This is a genomic window from Gemmatimonadota bacterium (assembly GCA_030747075.1).
GTDB lineage: Bacteria > ARS69 > ARS69 > ARS69 > ARS69 > ARS69.
In genome coordinates this window covers 1-16,969 of the sequence record JASLLL010000008.1, presented here as the reverse complement: position 1 = coordinate 16,969, position 16,969 = coordinate 1, and the positions used below count along the sequence as shown (strand labels likewise).

The following is a 16,969-nucleotide window of genomic DNA, read 5'->3' as shown; positions in this document are numbered from 1 at the left end:
AGGAAGAGGCGGAGGGAAGGTGCCTCGGGGTGCCTTCTTGACAAAGAGGAATCCGGGCTGATACCATCGGGACGCTTCGCAGCGGCAGTCTTCGCATCGGCGGAACCGCCCCAGCAGCAGCCAGCAGAGGCCTCAGAGTTTTGGGGCCGGCAACATGCCAGGCGAGAATGGTCTATATTTCAAAGGATCGCAGCTTCGCAAAGGACATCGCGGAACGGTGTGGAATGAGTTCCATGCAGCATTCCGTGGCCCGCATCTATGGCCGCCCCGACGATATGGTCGAGTGCGACAAGATGCAGACCTGGTACTACTATTCCGAGCGTGTCGCTTTCGTCTTTGAAGACGACAAGATCTCTCGGATAACGGAGCTGAAGTCCTACTGACAGCGGGCGCCCCCCCGCAACCATCCTTCTCCTGTCGGTTCCCCCGAGCCCGGCGCGTTTGTGCGTCCGGGTTTTTTTGTGGGCGAAGACGACACGGAGGGTGAACACGCAGTAGAACCTCCCGGGTTCCCGGTCTAGTATGCGCCCATGAGACGATTCCTTCTTCGCCCGACGCCGCTGTACCTTCTGCTCGCGGTCGTGTTCCTTTCCGACGCGGTCTTCTCCGGGCGGGCCTACCTCTTCCGCGATGTGCTGACCTTCTTCCACCCGTGGCAGTTCGCGGTACGGGAAGCCCTGCGCAGCGGGCAGTTGCCCTTCTGGAACCACGACAGCTTCTGCGGGATTCCGCTCCTGGCCAATCTCCAGAGCGGCGTCTTCTATCCGGTGAACTGGCTCTACGCGGCGCTTCCGTTCGATGCGGCATTGACCGCCGGCATGGTGATCCACCTGGCGCTGGCAGGAATCGGGATGCACGGATTCCTGCGCCGGGCCGGAGCCCCGTCCGGCGGCGCGTTCCTCGGCGGGGCGGCCTTTGCGTTCGGCACCTGCTGCCTTTCGCACCTGGAGTTCCCGATGAAGCTGGGGGCGGCGGTCTGGCTTCCATTTGCGTGGAGCGGGCTGTGGGACGCCATGCGCCGGGGACGACGATCCGGCGTGGCGCTGACGGCCGGGAGCATCGCGCTGTCGGTTCTGGCGGGATATCCGCAGATCACGCTTCTGGGGCTTCTGTCCGCCGGATTGCTGGCGGTCGCGCTGGCCGTGGGTGTGACGCGAAACCCGGATCTGCCGCGCGCGGAGCGGCTCCACCGGTTGGGGGCACTCCCGGTCGCGGGGGGGATCGCGGGGCTGATTTCGGCAATACAACTCCTTCCCGCGCGGAGCATGGCCACACTGTCCGCAAAGGCGGCTCCCTACGCCGCCGACGCCGCCCTCACACGGTCGCTCCCGCCGAAAGGCCTCCTGGCGGCCTTCGACCCGTTCCTGTTCGGGTTCCCGGGTTTGGACCGGTACTGGGGAGGGGAGATCGTAGAATACTGTTTCGGCGCGTTCTTCGTGGGGCTGCCGGCGCTGGTACTCGCGGGCGGAGCCATGGCGACGGCGTTCCGCCCGGCGAAGCCCACGCACGAGGCGGCCCGGTTTGACCGCGCCGTCGCGCTCTTTCTGACGGCGGGCGTGGCTCTGGGTGTCCTGCTGGCGCTCGGACGGCACACGCCGATCTACCCGTTTCTTCATGCGCATATCCCCGGTTTCGGCCGGTCCCGGTGGCCGTCGACCGCCGTGTTTCTCGTGGCGATTCATCTCGCCGGACTCGCGGGAGCGGGAATGACGCGGTTCCTCACGGGCGAAGCCCCCATGCGGCGAGCCGGATGGGGAGCGATCGCGCTGGGTGTCGCGGGGGGCGCGGTCGCCTGGGCGGCGCAAGGCCCGGGGTTGGAGACGATCCGTGCGTTCCAGCTCTCCGGCACACCGGGGTATCAGCATGGGCCGTACAGCGCGTTCGCGCCGGAGTGGATTCGCGCGCTCGCCGTTCGATCGGGACTGGTCTTCGCCGCCGGCGCGGCCGCCATTGCCGCCGCGCGACATGCTCCATGGCGAAGCCGCGCGGCCGGGTTCTGGATGGTCCTGGTGGTGCTGGAACTGCTGCTTGCATGGCGTGCCGTCGACGCGCCCGTCGCCCGCGGATTCTACGACGCTCCTGCCGCAGGCACCGCGGCCCTTTCTGATGAACTCCGCCATCGCCGAATCTACATCCCGCGCGGGACTGACCAGCTGGGGAACTTCCTCTACGGATGCCGAAACCCGGACGCCTTCGCCTGGGCGAAGAACGCGCTGCTCGGCAACGCGAACATCCCCGCGAGGGTCGCGCAGGCACGGGGGGCGGAACCGCTGAACCCGAGGCGCCACGAAGCCTTCGCGCAGGCGTTTGCCTCACCGCATACGCCATGGGAGGTCAAGGAGCGCATCTTCGATCTGTGGGATGCGGCGCTTCTGATGGACGCGCCGGATGTCCGCCCGCTGTCCATTCCGGGCATCACGGGGGAAGGGCCGCCGCTCGACCGGAGCCGCCACGAACCGCAGCTGGGGAGGGCCACGGTTCTTTCCGACTGGCGCGTTCACGGCGAGGGGGAAGAGCGCGCACTGCTCGGCGAGTTGCTCTCCGATGAGCATGACCCGTCGCGGATCACGCTCGTGGAGGCGGGTTGCGGCGGCACGCCGGACCTGCCCCCGGAGGGCGAAGTGGCGCACACCGGCGAGGCGGGACCCGCGCCCCCCGCGAGACGACAGCTTGCGTGGAGGAACGAGCCGAACGCCATCCGCATCACCGGCGACGGCGGATCGGGTGGAATGCTCCGCGTACTGGAGAGCTGGGACCCCGGCTGGACCGCGGAAGTGGACGGCAGACCTTCGCCGGTCCATCGCTCGGACTTCCTCTTTCTGGCCACCCCGATCCCCGAGGGTGCGCGGGAGATCGTGTTCCGGTATCGTCCGCCCCGGTTCGGCACGGGCGTTGCGCTGTCGCTGGCCGGACTGGCGGCGATGGCGTTTCTTCTGATCAGCGGACGGCAGACGAGACAGGATTGAGCAGCATGACCGCACGCGACACGCCGGTTCTGGAGATCATCGTCGCGCACAGCGCGGGAACCTGCTTCGGCGTGGAAGACGCCATTGAACTCGCCGAGGACAAGCGCCAGCCCATCCTCGGGCAGCTCGTCCACAACCCGCTCACGGTGAAGAGACTCTCCGATCAGGGAATCCCCATTCTGGAGCGGTATTCCGACCTCGACGAGTTGGAGGGGCGCGGTACGAAAGAGGTCATCATCACTGCCCACGGGTATCCCAGGGAACTGAAGGAGGCGCTCGCGGCGCGCGGCATTGTCTACCATGACGCGACCTGCCCGGTGCTGCTCAAGTGGGTCTACGGGAAGATCCTCCACTTCGAGGAGCGCGGCTATCGCGTCATTCTCATCGGCAACCCGGACCATGCGGAGATCATCGCCAGCCGTTCGTATGGAACGGACATCCATGTGGTGTACTCCCCGGAGGATGTCGCTGCGCTGCCCGACGATCCGGGCCGGACGGTGGCCGTCTGTCAGACGACGATCACCCGCGAGAAGTTCGAGTACCTCGTCGGCGAGATTCGGGCTACGAAGTATCCGGACCTCAAGGCGATCGACACCCGGTGCAAACCGGTGAAGAACCAGCAGCGCGCCATCGAGCGCCTGGCGGAGTGGGTGGACGCCATGGTGATCGTCGGCGGGTTCAACTCCTCGAACACGACCAATCTGGCGCGCATCTCCCGGATCCGGCTTCCGGAACGGACCTATCACATCGACGACGCCGACATGGTAGAGGCAGGCTGGCTCGACGGCGTGGAGCACCTGGGCATCGGCGCGGGGACCTCCACGCCAAAGAGCCAGATCCGTGCCGTACAGCAGCGGATCGCGGAACTCTTCCCGGGGCGCATCGTCTACCGCACGGAGGATCGGCGGGGAGAACTCCAACGCGACGACTTCGGAGAGGACGACGAAGTCTGACCGCAAGAGGAGCCATGGCGTGAGCGCAAGGAAGCGCACCTGGCAAACCGGCAAACGCGCCGCCGGGCACGCCCGGTGCCTATCCCCGCCAGCGCGCGAGTCGCAGGGAGTTCGACACCACGCTGACCGAACTGAGCGCCATGGCCGCGCTTGCGAAGACAGGCGGCAGGAGCACGCCCGTCCACGGGTAGAGAACGCCCGCGGCAATCGGAATGCCGACCGTGTTGTAGCCGAACGCCCAGAACAGATTCTGCCGGATGATTCGCATGGCAGCCGCGGAGAGGTCGATCGCGGCGGGAACGCCGCGCAGATCACCGCGCACGAGAGTAATGTCCGCCGCCGCCATCGCGATGTCCGTACCGCTCCCCATCGCGATCCCCACATCGGCCTCCGCCAGCGCGGGCGCGTCGTTGATGCCGTCACCCACCATGGCGACGACGGCCCCTTCCGCGCGAAGTTCCCGCACAACCCCGATCTTGTCCTCGGGCAACGCTTCCGCCTCGACCCGGTCCACTCCGACCGCTGCGGCCACGGCATCCGCCGTCCCCCGACGATCGCCGGTCAGGAGAATGACGCGTATCCCGCGTGCGCGAAGGGCGGCGACCGCTTCGGCGGACCCCGCTTTCACGGGGTCGGTGACGAGAATCGCACCCGCCGCCTCTCCCCCGATGGCGACGAACACCATCGTGCGTGCCGCGCGATCGCCCTCGGCGGCGACCGCGGCGAGCGACGACCCGTCCACGCCGTTCTCGTCCAGGAAACGGGCCGATCCCACCAGCACGGGAATGCCGTCGACCGTCGCGGCAATGCCACGCCCCGCGTGCGCGCGCACGGAGAGCGCCTCTCGAACCGGCGCGTTGCGCGCTGAAGCGAACTGCGCGACCGCCTCCGCCAGCGGATGCTCGGACGCACGCTCCACCGCCGCCGCGCAGGAGAGAACGCGCGCCTCGTCGTACCCCGCGAGGGCGTACACGGATTCCACCACCGGACGCCCTTCGGTCACGGTGCCCGTCTTGTCGAGAACCACCGTATCCACACGATGGGCCATCTCCAGAACCGCGCCGCTGCGCACCAGAATCCCGCGACGGGCCGCGCGACCGGTCGCCACCGAGACTGCGGCGGGCACAGCCAGCCCCATGGCGCACGGGCACGCGATGATCAGCACGGTCACGAAGACATGGAGCGCGTGCAGAAAGGCCGGGGCCGGGCCGAACGCCCACCAGAGCGCGAACGCCACGACACCGATCCCCAACACTCCGGGCACGAACACACCGGCAACGCGGTCGGCCAGTCGCTGGATGGCGGGTTTCGAAGTCATCGCGCGTTCCAGCATCTGTACGATGCGCGCAAGCGCGGTGTCCTCGCCGACGCCGGTCGCGCGAAGAAGGACGCCGCCCGTACCGTTTGCGGTCCCGCCGGTCATGGAGTCGCCCGCGGTCTTCGCGACGGGAAGCGGTTCCCCGGTGAGCATCGACTCATCGACGGAGGTGGTCCCTTCGGCCACGACGCCGTCCACGGGGATCGACTCGCCCGGACGCACGCGCACGAGGTCACCCACGGCCACTTCCGCCAGCGGGATATCGCGTTCGGTGCCGTCGATCACCACGCGTGCGGACAACGGCGCAAGCCCGGCCAGGTCCCGCACCGCGGATGACGCGCGACGCTTTGCGCGGTCTTCCAGGATTCGTCCGAGCATCACAAGCCCGATCACCCACGGCACCGCGCCGAAGTAGACCTCCAGCGGCAACCCCATCGACGCGATCCATCCCGGCGCCGCCGTGACCACCGTGGAGTAGAGGAATGCCGCCCCGGTCCCGAGTGCGACCAGCGTGTTCATGTCGGTCGCGCGATGACGCGCGGCACGCACTGCGCCTCGCAGGAACTCACTGCCGGAGCCCAGGTAGACAGGCGCGGTCAGCCCGAACAGCACCCATCGTGCGGTCGCTGCGGTGGCCTCATCGCCCCCCATCCAGCGGGCAGCAACGACGGTGGTCGCGACCGCGGACGCCATCGTGAACGCAAAGCGCCACCACACGCGACGAACCGCGTCCGTGGCTGCGGACTCCGCCACGCCATCCCCGAGACCCGCGCCGGCGTCGTCCCCCCCGGTGCGCGGCGCGGAAACGGTCGCCGAGAACCCGAGCGCGTGAACCGCCTGAACCACCGCCGCGTCATCGCCCGGCGCATCCTTCCACGCAACCTCCGCCTTCTTCGACAGGAGATCCACCGTCGCTTCGGCCACGCCGGGAACTGCGCGCAATGACTTCTCCAAGGAAGACACGCATCCCGCGCAACGCATCCCCTCGATATCGAACACGATGCGATCCATGCGCCCTCCCTACCCCGGGATGTTGAGAAAGGCCTTCAGCGAAAGCACCACGACGAACTGCCCCGACCCCAGGAGAAGAACGGCACGGTCCGGCCACCGCCTGGCTTCCGCCGACAGGCCCAGCACGAGAAGCGGCATGAAGAACACCCAGATGCGGCCCGTCTCGCCGAGGATTCGACCCGACAGGTCCAGCGCCAGAAGGACGACCAGTGCCGACAGCACCCAGGGCGCCGAGTGATCCCCATCCTCCCGTGCATCCGCGGAAGAGCGAGCGAACTTCGCGCATTCGCTGCGGGCGGCCATCATCGCCAACGCAATCAGCGGCCAGCCCGCAAAGAGCGCAAAGTCCCACAGGTTCCAGCCGACCCATTCGGTGAAGGTCCGCCCGAGCACCAGCGTCTGGATGCGATGCGCGGAAGCGGCGGCTTCGTGATAACACGCGATCCAGTCGAGCCCGCGTGCGGCCGCCCACGCGGGCACGATCGCAAGCCCGGCGAGTGCAGCAGCCATCCGGCGAATCATGGCCGCCATGGACGGAAGTGCCTCCCCGCGCATGTGCCGCCAGTTCATCGCTCCGGCGGCGGCCAGGCCCATCGCAACGAGTGCCGGGATGGCGGTGAAGGATACGAAGAGTGCCGCACCTCCCGCGAGCCCCGCGCCAAACAGAAGCGCGACCGGACGAGTGCCGGAGGGACTGGAAAGCGCCGCGAACTTCATCGCGGCCGCCGTCAACACAAGCAGGAGCAGGAGGTGGTCTGTCTCCGGGGTGAAGAGCAGATACGACGGCAGCGTCGCCATGCCGAGAATCGCCGCGCCGGACGCCCCCGGGTGGCGCCCTCCGCCCGCCATCGCAAGAACCGGGACCACACACAACGCCCCCAGAAGAAGGAGCAGCGCACCGGCACAGGCAGCGCCTCGCTCCGGATTCCCGGCAAGACGGTTGACGGCGTGGAAGAACAGCACGCGCCCCGGCGGTTGCGAACCGCCGTGTACGACAAACCGCCCCTGCTTCCGGTGATACGACTTCAGGAAGTCGCCGACATCTTCTATGTCCCGCGAGATCGTGTGGTAACTCGTGAACGACGCGTCCTGCACGCGGCGCGGAATGTGCGACAGCCCTCCGGGTTCGGCCGCGGTCAACACGGCCATCTGAAGCGCAATCAGCGCGACCGCCGCCCCGGTGTCCACGGCGCGCTTCCCACGCGACGCCCCCGCCCAGCTTCGTCGCACGCGCACCGCGAGAAGCGCCGTCCCCGCAAACAACACCCCGCACACGGCCACCATCGACGGCGACAGCCCCCCGGCCCGACGCGCCCACTGCCAGGTCTCCGGCCCGCGAAGCCCCGGCCAGAGATCGGTGGACACGAGAAGGGCCGCGGCCAGCGCCGCCAGGATCGTCGTCCATGCCCGCGGGCAGAGCTTCACTTTGCGCCCCCCGGTGCGGCGTCGGACGGGGCCGCCGCCTTTCGCCAGATCTCAATCCTCGGGTGGTCAAACACGCGCATCAGCGGTTCCGCACCCCCGTCCGAGAGAATGACCGGCCCGAGACGCGGCTCCGACTCAAACACGGCGACGCGCCGGAACGGAAGCCGCCCCGCGTCGAGATCCGCGTAGAACGCGGCCTCCACGGGGCGAAGTTCGGGTGCGGCCGTGAACTCCGCGCGATGCCCTTCGGAGAGCGCCAGCACATCGCATCGATCCAGTATTCGCGACAGGTGTCGGGCGCGCTCGGTTTCGGTCCTTCGCTCGTGCCCCGTGTAGAAGCGATTCCACAGCATCTCCACGCGGTGCCGGGGCCGACGCAACTCCGGCACCGGCGACCCGAGCGGAGGTCCGTATCCGGGGGGGTCCTCCAGGGCGATGACCTCGTCTCCCGTCACATTTCGATCGAGCCACCGCGCGGCCGCCACGCGCGTATCCGGCCCGGCATAGACGGCCGTAAACGCAAGCCCCGCCGCCATCGTCGAAAGAGCGAGCGCCGCGGGTGCCGAGACGCGAAAGCGCTCGAACCGCTCGCCGAACATGCGCGCCGCCTCCGCCGCGAGGATCGCCAGCGCCGGCAGCGCGGGAAGCAGGAAGCGGACGGTCTTCACCCGTGCAGCCAGCAGGAGAACGACCAGCGGCACCAGCATCAGCAGCAGCCGCTGGTCACGAGCCTTGCGACGGCGCACGCACAGCACCGTGCCCGCGGCCGCCGCCAGGGCAGGCAGAATGCCCACCGCGTACGGTAGGATCCGCGTCGCCTCCCACCATCCGGGAATGGCGCGTGCGTAGGGCAGCGTCCAGTCGTGGAAGTCAGGCGAATAGGCGCGGCGGAGGTTCCCGATCAGCGTCGTGTGTTCGCCCGCACCCGCGCCGGGGTTCCCCCCGCCAAGCCACGGCAGGAGCGCCGGGTTCAGCAGGAGAGCGACCGCAGCGGCGACGCCCGCGCCGATGGCGATCCGAAGAGCCGCGCCTTCCCGGCGAGAGAGGGCGGCGTGCATCAGCGGGAGCGCCAGCAGCACGCCGGGCGACTTCACGGAGGCCGCAAGCCCGAGCACCACGCCGCCCGCGACCGCGCGCGCCGCCGACGGGCGCTCCGCAAGCCGTTCGGCCGCCCACAGCCCCGCGACCACGAACGCCACAAGAGGCGCTTCCACCGTTCCGAAGTGAGATGCCTGCACGAGTGCCGGGAATCCCGCCGCGAGCGCGGCCGCCGTCAGCGCGGTTCCCCTTCCCCATCGCAGGCCCCACTGCCGAATCAGGAGGATCGCCCCGATGCCCCACACGGCAGAGATCCACCGCGCGAGCAACACCGTCCCCGCGAAGGCATCTCCATGCACGGCGTCCACGCACCGCTGAACCAGCGGAAGGAGACACTGGCGCGCCGCCACCAGAAGCCACAGCGGGAGAATCCCGTAGGAGGTAATGCCGGCGTTCGGAACCCCGCCGTCCGCGACGCTCCGCTCCAGGAGAATCGCCTTCCCCACGACAAAGAGACGCTCGTCGATGTGGAACGACCAGGGCAGCCCCCAGTCGAGGCCATGAAAGCGAATGGTCGCGCCGAATACCACGACTGCGGCAAACGCAAGGCGGGATCGCTTCAGGATCAGCTCCCGGGAAGGGCCTCTCGAAGGAGGCGAATCCAGTTCCCTCCGAGAATGTCCGCTATCTCGCCGTCGGTAAAGCCGAGATCGGCCAGTCCGCCCGCGAGGCGAGGAAGGTCCGCCACCGTATCCAGACCTTCCGGCGAGGATTCCGCACCGAATCCACCGTCGAAATCGCTCCCGATGGCCACCGCCCGGTGCGTTCCGGCAAGTTGCGCCACATGGTGGGCCGCCTCGGCGACGCGCCGCATCGGCACCCGCTTTGCCGCGTCTCCCGTCGCGAGCATCCGGTTGTAGGGCACCATTCCGATGATCCCGCCTCGTGAGGCGAGCGCCGAGATCATGGAATCGGAGAGTTGCCGGTCCCCCGGGCAGAGTGCGCGCGGATTCGAGTGCGACGCAATCACCGTGGCGTCGAAGAGCTCCAGCGCTTCAAAGAACGACTCCTCGGCCGCGTGGGACAGATCCAGCACCATCCCCGCGGCGGAGAGGGCGGGGAGCAGTTCGCGCCCCTCGTCCGTCAGCGGCCCCGGCGCGCCGGTGCCTCCCGCGGCCCTCGTTCGGCGCCACGACAACCCCACGATGCGTACGCCCGAGGCAAACCAGGCGGCCGCCTCCCCGGGAGAGCGAATGGGATCCGCGCCCTCCATGAGCGGCACGATCCCGACATCCCCCGTGCCGTCGTCCTCCCATCCGGCCAGCACCGCGTCCAGATCCGCCACGCTCCCGATCATTCGGAATCCGGAACCGGCCTCCCGCCCCAGCTCCCGATAGAAGTCCAGCTGGCCCTTCGCGAACTCCTCCGCTTCCTCCGCGGTCCTGTACACCGTCCCGGGGGGAATCTTCTCCGCGTCCAGTTCCGGAATCGACTCCAGCGCCGACTCCGGCAGCAGAAACTGCGTTCCGAAGACGACCGCCACGCGCCCGGCGCGAAGCTCCGGCAGCCCGACCATGCACTCGCCGCCGAAAGGGCCGCGCGAGGAGTCGCGCTCCTCCCGCCGGATCTCCAGTGCGGACCGTCGCGGATCCCGGCCGGCGAAGAACCGGTTGAAGGCCATGTCGAGATGCCCGTCCACCACGGTCATCCGCACGCGGTCTCTCCGCCGCAACTGGACCCGCGTCCCGCAGTACATCCAAAGCAGTGGCGGCCCGTGGCAACGCGCCGTCCGCGATGGTGCGAGGGGTCGAAGTCGCGGATGTGCCGCCCCGCCGACTTCTCTACGGGCAAGTCCAGCATCTGGTTGAAGTCGCAGTCGAAGAGAATGCCGTCCCACCCGACCGAGACCATCGTTCGACACATGGCCGACGAGGCCGCGCAAGGATTGAACGCATCCACCAGCGTGGACATGTACCGGTCGTACTCCCCACTCTCCAGAAGGGACTCCAGAAACCGGCTGAGGGGGAGGTTCGCCAGCGTGACGACGGCGTCGACCCGAATGCCGTGCTTCTCACAGAGTTCCTTTCGGAAGACCGCTTCCGTCGCGTCCTGCGGACAGGGAAGCACCGGGCCCGCCGGATTGCTGGCGATCACAAGCCGAAGCCGACCGCCGCGCCCGTATCCGGCATCGTTCAGCTTCCGAAGAGCCTGCATGGATGCTTCGAAAACGCCGCTCCCTCGCTGCTCGTTCGTCGCGGTTGCGTCGACCGACGGGAGGCTGGCCACGATCTCCACCTGATGCTCCGCGAGGAACTCGATGAGGCCCCCCTGCGCGGCAAGATTCAGCACCGTGAGATTGCAGCGATCGATCACGCGTCGCCCCAGCGCGCGGGCCTCCTTCACCAGATAGCGGAAACTCGGGCAAAGCTCCGGCGCACCGCCCGTGATGTCCAGCACCGGGATGTCGGATCGCGCGAGCGCACGCACACAATCCCGCGCGGTGTCCCGGCTCATGATCTCGGTTCGGTCCGGCCCCGCGTCCACATGGCAGTGCCGACAGGTCTGGTTGCAGAACCTCCCGACATTGACTTGCAGCGTCTCCACCCCTGAGACGGTCAGCGGAAAGAGCCCGGATTGCTCCAGCTTCGCTCGAAATGTCGAGTGCCCGTTTGCCCTCTCCAGAATGGCTCGCTGCCGCGTTGCCGAGGCCAGTTCGGACTGGCGGGCTACCAGAGAGGTCCTCTTTGATGCCAACGCTTGCCTCCTTTCCCGTCTCTTCGCAAGAGCTCACTATTCTCGCACGAGAAAACTCATCTCCATTTTCAAAAACATCCGCGGTCCCCTGTCCACTATACTGGTTGGGCTCCTGACATCGAGTGCCGCCCGTCGATCGGGACCCGACCAGACACCCATAGAGGAGATCAACCCCATGCTTCGCAATACCCCCGGTCTGGCCGGACTCCGCACCTCCGCGCTGTCTGCTCTGGCCCTTTCCTGTATCCTGTTCGCGCAGGCCGCCGTTGCCGGCCCGCGCATCTGTGCGTTCCCGACTGACGGCAGCCCGCTTCCTGAGCATGTGAAGGAAGCCCGCCTGCGGTCCGACGGTCCCATCGAAACCCCCGGAGGCTACCGTGCGCTCCTGGAGCGTACGCTGCAGAATCGACGCCAGCTTCGCGACGGGATCGTAAGCGAACGCGAAGCCACCGACAATGGCGGTCTCCGGATCACCGGAACGAAGGACTTCCCGGTGTTCCCGTTCCTGTACTCCAACACGGGAGCCGCGCCGTTCACGCAGGCCAGTCTCGAAGACCAGCTCTTCACCGGCCCGTGGCCCACGGGCACGATGAAGGAGTACTACGAAGAGATCTCCTACGGTCTCTTCTCGGTGGATGGCATGGTGGACAACTGGTACACGCTTGCGAACAACGACGGGTACTACGAAGGCGTCAACAACGGGCTTGGCGCAGACGCGGAACTCGGCGAACTGATGACCGAAATCCTGAACGCACGGGACGGGGCCATCAACTTCGGCCAGTACGACAACGACGGTCCCGACGGCGTTCCGAACTCCGGTGACGATGACGGTTATGTGGACTTCATCGCGTTCATCACCCCGGATGTCGGAGGAGAGTGCGGCGCAACCGGTGGCGACAACATCTGGTCTCACAAGTGGTCGATCTCCGGTTGGACCGGCACCTACTACGAGACCGGCGACGCAGCGAGTGCGGCGGGCGTTGCGAACATTCGCATCAACGAGTACTTCATTGCCGCCGGGCAGGCGTGCGCGGGCGGGCAGAACGGCATGGGCGTCTACTGCCATGAGTTCGGCCACGCGCTCGGCATCGCGGATCTCTACGACACCAACGACGGCAACGGAGCTTCCAGCGGCATCGGCCACTGGGGACTCATGGGTGCAGGAAACTGGAACACGCCGGATCACCCGAGCCACATGACCGCGTGGTCGAAGGAGCGCCTCGGCTGGCTCCACTACTACAATGTGACCCGGGACAACCAGGAACTGTGCCTCCCGCCGGTGGAGACCCACCAGGTGGCGGCTCGCGTGTGGACCGACGGCGACACGACCTCCGCCGAGTACTTTGTGGTGGAGAACCGGCAGCAGATTGGGTTCGATGTGGATCTGCACGCACCCGGGCTCGTCATCTACCACATTGACGACGACACCTACGATGCAAACGACAACTCCAACTCCGTGAACGCGGATGAGACGCACAAGGCGATCGATGTCGAGTGCGCCGACGCGACAAGCGCGAGCCACGCCGCGAACGCGGATGACCTCGACGCCAATGTGAATCGCGGAGACGCGGACGACCCCTGGTGCCCGTCGACGCAGGTCACCTTCGACGGAGCGTCGGTCCCCGACACGCGCGCCTACTCGGGCGCCGCAACCGGTGTGGCCGTGCGGAACATCGACTCCTGCACGGGCGGAGCCACGGGCGAGCCCGGCTGGATCTGCGCGGAGTTCGAGGTGGGCGTCACCACCACGGCGGACCTGTGCATGCACGACTGCTCGACCGACGGCTGTGCCGAGATCACCAATTGCAGCTACTGGTGGGGCAGCCCGGACCTGTGGATCGACAACAATGACGACGGAACGGATGACTACCCGGCTGACGGCGTGGCCAATCATCTGTGGTTCCGCGTTGAGAACACGAGCGGCGACACGCTGGCAGGCGTGGATGTCGAGCTGTACTACGCGGATCCGGCCATGGGCCAGCTGTGGCCGTCCACGGGCACGCTGATTGACACCTACACGATCCCGGTCATGAACCCCGGGGACATCGTGGAAGACTATGTGGTCTTCAACTATCCGGTGGCTCCGCCGCTGGTGGACCACTACTGCATCGGCGGAGTCGCCGTGCACAGCCTGGACCCGCAGAACAGCGAGTACCCGCCAAACGACAACAATGTCGCGCAGGTGAACCACCAGGTCCTGGTGTCGCGTGCGGGCGGAATGCGGTCAGTCGGCTGCCCCGGCCTCTTCGAGAGGACATCGAAGATCCGGCTGCTCCCGGGCGACAACCCGACCGGCGACGGCGTCTACGCCAGTGTCCGGCTGGGAACGCCGCCGCGCTTCGACGATGTCCAGGTCCCGTCCCACTGGAATGTGACCTACAACCCGGGTCCGTTCTGGGTGCCCAACGGTGGAATGGACTGGCAGATCGAGGTCCAGTCCCCGAATGCGGCGCACGGCGAGACCGCGCACATTCCGATCACGCTCTGGGACGAGCAGCGCCAGAAGCCCGTCGGCGGCGTGATCCAGGACTATGTCATCGACTGCATGAACCCCAAGCCGGTGTCCGGGCTGACGATCAGCTGCATGGACCCCGTGGTCGACGACCTCGGCGGCCCGAATGTCAAGCTCGACTGGGATCCGGTCGACTTCGATGTGAGCGGCGGTGCCGAGGCGATCAAGTTCTACGAGGTCTACCGCTCGGACAACATGGGCGGCGCCGAAGCGCTTGTCGCGCAGGTCGCGATCGACGCAGAGCCGTCCGAGACGGACTTCCAGTGGTATGACGAGGTGTGGTGGACTGAAAACCACATCTACACCTACCGCATCCGTGCCATCGACACGGCGAACTCCGCAAGCGGGTTCTCCAGTGCCGTGGATGTGGACTGCCAGTCCTCCACTGGAGTGGGCGAACTGGGTGGCGTGGTAGTCGCCGGAACCAGTGTCGTGCCGAACCCGTTCAACGAGTCGGCAACCATCTCCTACTCCATCACGAGCGCCGGTTCGGTGGCGCTGGATGTCTATGACGCGAGCGGACGCAAGGTCCGGGGTCTCGTGCACGGGCAGCATGTCGCCGGGACTCACGAGATCGTCTGGGATGGACGGGACGACTCCGGTATGACCGTGGCGAGTGGCGTGTACTTCTACCGCGTCGCGGGACCGGATCTGTCCGCGACGAAAAAGCTGGTACTCACCCGGTAACGCCGCGTCACGATCGGCGAACTTTGACGAAAGCCGGCCCTCGGGGACTTCCCCGGGGGCCTTTTTCGTGGCTCGCGTCCGGGGGCACTTGAAGGGACATTGCCGAATGCGATATCCTTCGGTGTCTGTGGCTCTTCCCCCCCCTTTGTCGTCGGTCTCTCGCCGGACCGGACGCGACCCCTTGACTCCGTTCGGAGGAATCGATGACTCCCTGGTCCCCTCGCCGCGCCTTCACCTCGATTGCCGCACTTGCTGCCTTCTTCTTCGCCGCCGGGGCATCCGCCGCGGAGTGGACACCCATTTCTGAAGACTCGGTGCCCGGAGCCGAACCCAACATGGAAATCGTCCAGTCCGGCCCGGATCGAGTGGTGCTTACCATTGAGGTGCCGGGATTCGAGTCGTCCTCCGTCGATGTGAACGGCGCACCCCACGCACGCATCGTTCTTCCGGGTGCCGCCCCGATGCTCGAACGCGGACTCCCCGGCCTCCCCGTGGTGACGCAGAGCGTCATCGTGCCCGATCGCGCGGCCGTCGAGTTGCGCGTGATCGACAGCGAGTGGAAGACCATCTCCACGCTGCCGGTCGCTCCCTCCAAGGGACCGATCCCCCGCAACACGGACCCCGATTCCGTGCCGTGGGAGTTCGCGCCCCTGTATGCCGATGGCGGCATCTTCCCCGCGACGGAAGCGGACCTCTCGGACCCGTTCGTCGTGCGTGACTTCCGTGGAGCCACCGTTCGCATTCATCCCTTCCGTTACGATGCGGACCGCGGCGTTCTTCTGGCGTTGCGTCGCATGACCGTGGAAGTCGTCACCACTGCCGGAGTCGCGGAGAACCCACGGACCGCCTCCGCGCCGGTAGCCATCGACCCGCAGTTCGATCGCATCTACCGGCATCTCTTCGGGAACTACCCGGCCGCACTCGGGCGTTATCTTCCCATCGACGAACCGGGGCGAATGCTGGTCGTCGTCAATGACGCGTTTCAGTCGCTGGTCTCCCCCTTCGCCAACTGGAAGATCCAGCGCGGGATTCCCGTGGAGGTCGTGACGACCACTTCGGTCGGAGGGTCCGCCGCCGGGATTCGCGCGCACATCAACACGCGCTTCGCGGAACCGGAGGGGCTGACCTATGTGGTCCTGGTCGGTGACATCGCCGAGGTGCCAACAAACGCGGGCACTGTGGAGGCGGGTGCGGACAGCGATCCGATCTACGGAATGGTCGCCGGGTCGGATTACTATCCGGATCTCTTCGTGTCGCGGATCTCCGGCGAGACCGTGCCGCAGATCCAGATCCAGATCGACAAGATCCTGCGCTACGAGATGACTCCCGACACCGGCGGCGCGGCAGCGTGGTACCACAAGGCCACCGGCATCGCGTCCGACGAGGGATCGCCCACCGATATCGAGCGCTGCGACTGGCTGCGCGCGGACCTCCTTGCGTACAACTTCACGGATGTGGATCAGATCTATCAGGGCCAGGGGGGATCGACGGCAGGGATCACCGCCGCTCTGAACGACGGCCGGAGCCTGGTGAACTACCTTGGACACGGGTCCGGCACCAGTTGGGGAAGCGTTTCCTTCACGAACACGGATGTTCACGCGCTCTCCAACGCATGGGCGCAGCCGTGGATCATCGATGTCTCGTGCAGCAATGGTGACTTCTCGCTCAGCGAGTGCTTCGCGGAAGCGTGGCTGCGCGCGGGTTCGCTCGCCCAACCAAAAGGAGCCATCGGCATGTACTCCGCATCCACGCTGGCGTCGTGGGTGCCGCCGTGCGTGATGCAGGCGGAGGCGGTCGATCTTCTCTGCGCCGACGCGGAGAACACGCTGGGTGCGCTCTACTTTTTCGGTGGAATGAAAGTGGTCGATGATTACCCGTCCGGCGAGGGGCCGAAGCTGATCGAGCAGTACAACATCTTCGGCGACTGCTCGATGGTGGTCCGGACGGATGTCCCCATTGCGCTGGCGGCAACGCACGGCGTGGGGATTCCGCTCGGCGCGACCTCGTTCGATGTGTCCGTCTCCGGGGCCGTGGGCGCCACCGTCTGCATCTCCGCCGACGGGACGATCTACGGGACCGCCGTCACGGATGCATTCGGCGACGCGAGTGTCGTGTTCGATGTCCCGGTGACGACACCCGGCGACATGACGCTGACCGTGGTCGACTACAACGCGATCCCCTATATCGCGACCGTTCCCGCGTTCGTTCCAGCGGTGGTCACTCTTTCGCCGTCATCCATCGACGCGAATGTGGCGACGGATGTGACGGTGACGGTGATGGAGGCGGACGGCGTGACCCCGAAGCC

Annotated in this window: 10 protein-coding genes; 5 read left to right on the top strand and 5 right to left on the bottom strand. The window is 67.0% G+C overall.

The window, feature by feature from the left end; translation table 11 throughout:
- The first annotated feature begins 224 nt into the window (after positions 1-224).
- From QF819_04195 to ispH, 3 genes are all read left to right on the top strand, one after another.
- Positions 225-383: a hypothetical protein gene (locus QF819_04195; GenBank protein ID MDP6802364.1), complete on the top strand. Its 159-nt coding sequence runs from the start codon at positions 225-227 to the stop codon at positions 381-383.
- 147 nt (positions 384-530) lie between these two features.
- Complete coding sequence (locus QF819_04190) at positions 531-2,966, top strand: YfhO family protein (protein ID MDP6802363.1); 2,436 nt, start codon at positions 531-533, stop codon at positions 2,964-2,966.
- Between the two features lie 5 nt (positions 2,967-2,971).
- The gene (gene ispH, locus QF819_04185; GenBank protein MDP6802362.1) at positions 2,972-3,919 is read left to right on the top strand and encodes a 4-hydroxy-3-methylbut-2-enyl diphosphate reductase; all 948 of its coding nucleotides are present in this window, start codon (positions 2,972-2,974) and stop codon (positions 3,917-3,919) included.
- A gap of 79 nt (positions 3,920-3,998) precedes the next feature.
- On the opposite strand, the gene QF819_04180 is transcribed toward ispH, so the two are convergent.
- Genes QF819_04180 through arsS form a run of 5 tightly spaced genes read right to left on the bottom strand, consistent with a single transcriptional unit; the run spans position 3,999 to position 11,465 of the window.
- Positions 3,999-6,248: a heavy metal translocating P-type ATPase gene (locus QF819_04180; protein ID MDP6802361.1), complete on the bottom strand. Its 2,250-nt coding sequence runs from the start codon at positions 6,246-6,248 to the stop codon at positions 3,999-4,001.
- A 9-nt stretch (positions 6,249-6,257) separates the two neighbouring features.
- Positions 6,258-7,673: a hypothetical protein gene (locus QF819_04175; protein ID MDP6802360.1), complete on the bottom strand. Its 1,416-nt coding sequence runs from the start codon at positions 7,671-7,673 to the stop codon at positions 6,258-6,260.
- On the bottom strand, positions 7,670-9,301 hold the full coding sequence (locus QF819_04170; GenBank protein ID MDP6802359.1) for a glycosyltransferase family 39 protein: 1,632 nt from the start codon (positions 9,299-9,301) through the stop codon (positions 7,670-7,672). Before QF819_04170 ends, QF819_04175 begins: the two co-directional genes overlap by 4 nt.
- A gap of 35 nt (positions 9,302-9,336) precedes the next feature.
- Positions 9,337-10,419: a membrane dipeptidase gene (locus QF819_04165; GenBank protein MDP6802358.1), complete on the bottom strand. Its 1,083-nt coding sequence runs from the start codon at positions 10,417-10,419 to the stop codon at positions 9,337-9,339.
- A complete protein-coding gene (gene arsS, locus QF819_04160; GenBank protein ID MDP6802357.1) occupies positions 10,416-11,465 on the bottom strand; it encodes an arsenosugar biosynthesis radical SAM protein ArsS in 1,050 nt (349 codons plus the stop codon). Before arsS ends, QF819_04165 begins: the two co-directional genes overlap by 4 nt.
- Positions 11,466-11,640: 175 nt before the next feature.
- On the opposite strand from arsS, the gene QF819_04155 reads away from it, so the two are divergent.
- Positions 11,641-14,664 carry a M6 family metalloprotease domain-containing protein gene (locus QF819_04155; protein MDP6802356.1) on the top strand — a complete coding sequence of 1,008 codons (3,024 nt, stop codon included), beginning with the start codon at positions 11,641-11,643 and terminating at the stop codon, positions 14,662-14,664.
- 203 nt (positions 14,665-14,867) lie between these two features.
- Positions 14,868-16,969: C25 family cysteine peptidase (locus QF819_04150; GenBank protein ID MDP6802355.1), on the top strand; the 2,102-nt coding region annotated here is incomplete at its 3' end.

Excerpts from the sequence above, each read along its gene's own strand:
- QF819_04195 (MDP6802364.1), top strand. The coding sequence starts at position 225 with ATGAGTTCCATGCAGCATTCCGTGGCCCGCATCTATGGCCGCCCCGAC.
- QF819_04190 (MDP6802363.1), top strand. The coding sequence starts at position 531 with ATGAGACGATTCCTTCTTCGCCCGACGCCGCTGTACCTTCTGCTCGCG.
- ispH (MDP6802362.1), top strand. The coding sequence starts at position 2,972 with ATGACCGCACGCGACACGCCGGTTCTGGAGATCATCGTCGCGCACAGC.
- QF819_04180 (MDP6802361.1), bottom strand. The coding sequence starts at position 6,248 with ATGGATCGCATCGTGTTCGATATCGAGGGGATGCGTTGCGCGGGATGC.
- QF819_04165 (MDP6802358.1), bottom strand. The coding sequence starts at position 10,419 with ATGACCGTGGTGGACGGGCATCTCGACATGGCCTTCAACCGGTTCTTC.
- QF819_04155 (MDP6802356.1), top strand. The coding sequence starts at position 11,641 with ATGCTTCGCAATACCCCCGGTCTGGCCGGACTCCGCACCTCCGCGCTG.